This window comes from Nocardioides sp. (genome assembly GCF_024509035.1).
Lineage (GTDB): Bacteria > Actinomycetota > Actinomycetes > Propionibacteriales > Nocardioidaceae > Nocardioides.
The window spans coordinates 1-3042 of the sequence record NZ_JANINT010000199.1 but is presented as its reverse complement, the minus strand read 5'-3'; the positions used below and the strand labels follow the sequence as shown (position 1 = coordinate 3042).

Below are 3042 nucleotides of genomic sequence, written 5' to 3'. Positions count from 1 at the left end.
AACCGGACCACGAGATGGTCGTCGCTGCGGTCGCTGCGGCTCGAGCGCTGGCGCGCAGCCGATGATCCCCGAACATCTTCAATGGCCGTGGGCGGCCGCGCTCCTGGCCGCGGCGGTCTGCGCACTGGTCGCGTGGTGGGCGCGGCGCCATGACCGGAGCGAGGCCGCGGTCCTCGTGTCCTACTCCGCGACGGTATTCCAGCTGCCGCGCTACCGGGCTCTGGTACGCCGTCGCCGGGTCCTGGTCGGCCTGAGGGCGGTCTGTGCGTGCATCGTCGTCCTCGGATGCCTGCTGCTGATCGCGCGGCCGAGCAGCGTCGGATCCAGCGCTCGGACGGCGAGCCGCGACCTCGTCGTCTGCCTCGACGTCTCTGCCTCGATGCGCCCGACAGCAGCCGCGGTGGTCGGCGAGGTCTCCGAGGTCGTCTCCTCGCTGCCCGACGACCGTATCGGCTTGACGGTGTTCGACGCCCAGAACGTACGCAAGCTGGTCCTCACCGACTCCCCGCAGGCGGTGCGTGACGCTCTCGAGCGCGCCCACGTGGCGTTCGAGACCGACGATGCCGTCTACATGCGGCCCACGCGGGGCTACCCGAGCTCTCAGATCGGAGACGGCCTGAACGCCTGCGTCGACAGCTTCGACCGGTTGGACGAGAGGCGCGGTCGGGTGATCCTTCTCGTGAGCGACAACGAGCCCGACGGGCCGCCGGTGCACACGCTGGGTGCCGTCGCGGGCCTTGCCCGCGATCGCGGGATCGTCATCCATGCGATCGCCGTCCCGCGGATGGAGAAGCGACCCGAGCGGCTCGCCGAGCTGACGGCAGCGGTGGAGGAGACCGGAGGCTCTGTCGCCGCGCTCGACGCCGCGGACACCGTCGAGGACGTGGTCCGCAACATCGACCGGCTGGAGCGGCAACGACTCCGCGGACCGGAGCGCGAGGTCGTCGTCGATCGTCCGGCGTCGGCGACCTGGCTGGTCGTCGGAGCCCTGGCCTGCCTCGCACTTCTCGGGGCGGGGAGGCCGCGATGAGCCTGCTGGACCTCGAACCCGCCACTCCGTGGCTGCCCACGGCGGTGTCGGCGGTGACCGCTGCCGGGCTCGTGCTGCTCGCCAGGTGTGGAGCCCGAGGACTCGGCGGCCGGACGATCTGGGTGGCGCGCGCGGGAGTCCTCGTGGCGGCGGCCCTCCTCGTACTAGGGCCACACGTCGGCGCGCGGACGGCGACGTACGTCGAACAGCTGGACCGGCAGGTCATCCTCGCGGTCGATCGCACGGCGAGCATGTCGGCGGTCGACCAAACGAGCCGCAGTCGGCTCGACGTCGCGGTCCGCGACATCCGGGACATCGTCGGTCAGGCGGACGGGACCTTCGCGCTCGTGACCTGGGGTCGCCGGCCCCAGCTGACGGTGCCGTTCACGGACGACACCGACGCCGTGGCACGTCGTGCGGGACTGATCGAGGCTGAAGCACCCGCCGCGGGAGTCGGATCCTCGACCAACCGTCCGCTCAGCACGCTGGCGCGCCTGGTCGAGCTGGCTGGTCAGGAGCATCCTGAGCGAGCGACATACCTGATCGTGATGTCGGACGGCGAGGACACCGCCACTGGTCCGCGGCGGTCCTACGCCCCGCTTGCCGATGGCCTCGCGGGCGGGTTGGTCATCGGCTACGGCAGCGGTGCGGGAGCCGTCGTCCCGCTCGAACCCACGAACAGCGGCCAGGCCGGAGCCGACGACGTCGTCACCGATCCACGCACGGGGCGCGCTGTGCTCTCCCGGCGAGACGAGGAGAACCTGCGCCGGGTCGCGAGCGAGCTCGGCGTCACCTACCGCCCGCGCGAGGCCGCAGGTCTGGACGCTGCCGTGATGACCGCTCTCGAACCGGAGACGAAGATCCGGCAGACGACGATCTCCCAGAGCATCTCGTGGTTGATCGCGCTGCTCCTGCTCGGGTGCCTGCTGCCGGATCTGCGACGGTTGGCCCTGAGCGCGCGGGAGATCCGGGACCTGGAGAGGCCGGCGTGAACGGCCCACACGTCGCGAAGCGGCGCCGGGGCCGCAACGAGCTCCTCCTCATCGGGCTCGTGCCGTCACTGATCGCGCTCGCTGTGGCGGTCGTCCTGATCGTCACCCTTGGACGCGACGCGATGGGGCGCGCGGCCAGCGCGCGGGGCGATCAGGAGCGCGCGCAGTCGCTGTTCGCGGCCAACCGTTGGATCGGGGCCATCGAGCCGTGGGTGGCGCCGTACAACGAGGGCGTCGCCGCGTTGCGAGGCGAGGACTACGAGGCCGCGCTGGCTGGGCTCTCCGCCGCGCTGCGTGACGTCCCTGCTGAGGAGGAGTGCCGCGTCGTCCTGAATATCGCGATCACCCTGGAGCGGATGGGGGATCGCGCGGTCTCCTCGGGGGAGGATGCCACTGCGCTCGACGACTATCGGCGCGGACGCGAAGTGATCGCAGCGGAGCGGTGCGCGTCGCGCATCGGCGTCGCCGAGGGGGTCGTCGACGACCTGAAAGAGGTCGACGACCGGCTCGCCGCGAAGGCAGGGGCCCTGCTCGACCGGCAGGAGCAGGACATCGCGGAGGACCTGTCGCCCGCAGAGCGCCATCGTCTCGCCAGGGCTCAGGCCGACGACGAGCGAGCCGAGCGCCTCGAGCAGCGGCTCGTCGACCCGCCCGTGTCGACACCCGGCGGCGCCGGATACGGGTGGTGACCCGCGGCTTGTGTGCCGCTGGACTGGTCCAGTCCCCGCGCACAGGCCCGACTCCCGGCGATGCTGCCAACTCCTCTCGAGCGCCGGATGCCCTGCCCGACCAGAGCCTCGAGCTCGCCCTGCGCCAACGAGACCGGCAGCGCTGCCGCCGAGACCGACCGGGCGACCTGTCGGCTCGCCGAGATGGCGGTCGATCTGAAGCAGCTGCTCGACGCGCTCCAGCTCCTCGTCGCAGGGTGATGACCGCGGGCCAGGAGCCCGCTCGGTGTCGGCCGCCCACCCACGGCGCCGGCGATCCCCGACTCCGGCCGACGTGGCCAGGTCACCCCCG

The 3042-nt window shown here is 72.0% G+C and carries 4 protein-coding genes; all 4 read left to right on the top strand.

What is annotated here, in order from left to right; genetic code table 11:
* Positions 1-61 precede the first annotated feature (61 nt).
* From Q0L15_RS14830 to Q0L15_RS14815, 4 genes are read left to right on the top strand one after another with little or no spacing between them, the layout of a single operon-like run.
* Complete coding sequence (locus tag Q0L15_RS14830; RefSeq protein ID WP_296605225.1) at positions 62-1030, top strand: vWA domain-containing protein; 969 nt, start codon at positions 62-64, stop codon at positions 1028-1030.
* A complete protein-coding gene (locus Q0L15_RS14825) occupies positions 1027-2022 on the top strand; it encodes a VWA domain-containing protein (RefSeq protein WP_296605224.1) in 996 nt (331 codons plus the stop codon). The genes Q0L15_RS14830 and Q0L15_RS14825 overlap by 4 nt, the downstream gene beginning before the upstream one ends.
* A complete protein-coding gene (locus Q0L15_RS14820) occupies positions 2019-2711 on the top strand; it encodes a hypothetical protein (RefSeq protein WP_296605223.1) in 693 nt (230 codons plus the stop codon). Before Q0L15_RS14825 ends, Q0L15_RS14820 begins: the two co-directional genes overlap by 4 nt.
* A 60-nt stretch (positions 2712-2771) precedes the next feature.
* The gene (locus Q0L15_RS14815) at positions 2772-2951 is read left to right on the top strand and encodes a hypothetical protein (protein ID WP_296605222.1); all 180 of its coding nucleotides are present in this window, start codon (positions 2772-2774) and stop codon (positions 2949-2951) included.
* Positions 2952-3042 lie beyond the last annotated feature (91 nt).